The organism is Mesorhizobium sp. M7A.F.Ca.CA.001.08.2.1 (assembly GCF_003998455.1).
GTDB lineage: Bacteria > Pseudomonadota > Alphaproteobacteria > Rhizobiales > Rhizobiaceae > Mesorhizobium > Mesorhizobium ciceri.
Genome location: NZ_RZPW01000985.1, coordinates 1 through 1,878, shown reverse-complemented (window position 1 = coordinate 1,878; position 1,878 = coordinate 1). Strand labels below are relative to the sequence as shown.

Below are 1,878 nucleotides of genomic sequence, written 5' to 3'. Positions count from 1 at the left end.
GATGAGGGCCTCGCGGTCGAGAGCGTCACCGGCAACGGCCGTGGCGCCCTTGAGTTCGGCCGGCACCTTGCCGTTGCGGGTGACGGCGCGGACCTCGTAGCCCGCGTCGATGAAGGCCTTGGCGACCACACGGCCGAGCCGGCCACCGGCACCGAGAATTGCGATCTTGGTCATTGGAAGCACTCCTGGTTGGGATTTAGATGGTCGGTCGGGCGATCGATATCAGCGACAGCGCGATCGAGATCAGCGGCAAGCGCGATCGAGATCAGCGGCAAGCGCGATTGGGATCAGCGGCAAGCGCGATTGGGATCAGCGACAGGCGCGATCGGGATCAGCGGCTGCCGAAGAGATCGCGGTTGCTGCCCTGTGTGACCGGCTTCCGGATGGCCGCATCGGGGTTGTGAATCGAAGCGGTGGCCGTGTCGTCGGTGCTGGTGGCGGCCGGCTGGCTGGCGTCGTTCGAACCAAACTTGTCGCTGCCGGCAAAAGCGGCGCTGACGGAAATGAGGATGGCGGCGGTGGTGAGAGCGATCTTGGTCATCTGAGTTCTCCTGGTTGGTGTTTGCAGTCCGTGTTGGTGTCTGCAGCTGGAATATGGTCGCTTCGAATACGAATGGAAATTGACTAAAGGTGGCGTTCTGATATTCATAAACGAATGGCAGAAATCGACTGGAACCTGATCAAGAGCTTTGTCACCGTGGCGGAATCCGGCAGCCTGTCGGCTGCCGCGCGGAAGCTTTCGGCCAGCCAGCCGACGCTTGGCCGTCACATCGGCGAGTTGGAACAGGCGCTGGGCGTCACGCTGTTCCGTCGAGGACGGCACGGCTACGAACTGACGGAGGCCGGCAGCACGCTGTTGGAACGCGGCAAGGCGGTCAGCGAGCAGGCAAGCGCCTTCTCACTCCTGGCACTGGGTTCGGTTGAGGCTATCGAAGGCACGGTGCGTATCGCCGCCAGCGAGGTCGTGGCGGCCTATGTCCTGCCTGAGATGACGATGCGGCTGGGGATCGAGGAGCCCGGCATCGAGGTCGAGATCGTCGCCTCCAATCAGGTCGAGAACCTGCTGCGTCGAGATGCCGACATCGCCATCCGCATGGTCAAGCCGGCGCAGAACGAGCTGATGGCACGCAAGGTCTGCGACATCGAGCTCTGCGCCTGCGCGGCCAAATCCTATCTCGACAGGCGCGGCCGTCCGCTGAAGCCTGCCGATCTTGTCGACCACGATCTGGTCGGCTTCGACCGCGGCGACGAGATCATCAGGGGTTTTACCCAACACGGCATCCCCGTCACCCGGAGCAGCTTCCGCTTCAGGGCCGACAACCAGATCGTTTTGTGGGAAGCGGTGCGGGCGGGAAACGGCATTGGTCTTGGCCAGGAGCCGCTGGCCGACAGGGATCCTTTGATTGAGAAGGTGCTGCCTGACCTGCCGCTGCCAGTTCTGCCGGTGTGGCTGGCGATGCATCGCGACGTGCGTACCAGCGTGCGCATCCGCCGTGTGGTGGATTTCCTTCACGAGGAGCTGAAACGCTATTCGGCGGGTGCTGGCGCGAATTCGGCGCGGTGAGCGAGCCCGGCCATCAGCAACACGATGATCAGCAGTCCCGACATGGTGATGAAGATCGGGCCGAAGCTGGAATGCTCGGCAACGAAGCCGATCGCCGACGGCGCCACCAGTATGCCGCAGTATCCGATCGTTGTGACCACGCTCATGCCGGTGCCGGAAGACATGCCTTCCTGGTTGCCGCCGGCCGAAAAGATGATCGGCACCATATTGGCGATGCCGAAGCCGCAAAAGGCAAAGGCTGCAATGGCGAGCCAGGGCGAGGGCGCCAGGCCAGCCACCAGCATGCCGACCGCGGCTACGAGGGCCGACGCGCG

Annotated in this window: 3 protein-coding genes and 1 pseudogene; 1 reads left to right on the top strand and 3 read right to left on the bottom strand. The window is 63.5% G+C overall.

The window, feature by feature from the left end:
* A partial coding sequence (locus EN914_RS33855; protein ID WP_127389605.1) for an NmrA family NAD(P)-binding protein occupies window positions 1–174 on the bottom strand: 174 nt, incomplete at its 3' end.
* A gap of 157 nt (window positions 175–331) precedes the next feature.
* Window positions 332–541 carry a DUF680 domain-containing protein gene (locus EN914_RS33850; protein ID WP_024502953.1) on the bottom strand — a complete coding sequence of 70 codons (210 nt, stop codon included), beginning with the start codon at window positions 539–541 and terminating at the stop codon, window positions 332–334.
* A 114-nt stretch (window positions 542–655) separates the two neighbouring features.
* On the opposite strand from EN914_RS33850, the gene EN914_RS33845 reads away from it, so the two are divergent.
* The gene (locus EN914_RS33845; RefSeq protein ID WP_024502954.1) at window positions 656–1,564 is read left to right on the top strand and encodes a LysR family transcriptional regulator; all 909 of its coding nucleotides are present in this window, start codon (window positions 656–658) and stop codon (window positions 1,562–1,564) included.
* On the opposite strand, the pseudogene EN914_RS33840 reads toward EN914_RS33845, so the two are convergent.
* Window positions 1,528–1,878, bottom strand: a pseudogene (locus EN914_RS33840) (MFS transporter); the annotation flags it as partial. The gene EN914_RS33845 and the pseudogene EN914_RS33840 sit on opposite strands and share 37 nt — an antisense overlap.

What these genes read in the sequence shown, in the direction of transcription:
- EN914_RS33850 (WP_024502953.1), bottom strand. Translation starts at nt 541, where the DNA reads ATGACCAAGATCGCTCTCACCACCGCCGCCATCCTCATTTCCGTCAGC.
- EN914_RS33845 (WP_024502954.1), top strand. Translation starts at nt 656, where the DNA reads ATGGCAGAAATCGACTGGAACCTGATCAAGAGCTTTGTCACCGTGGCG.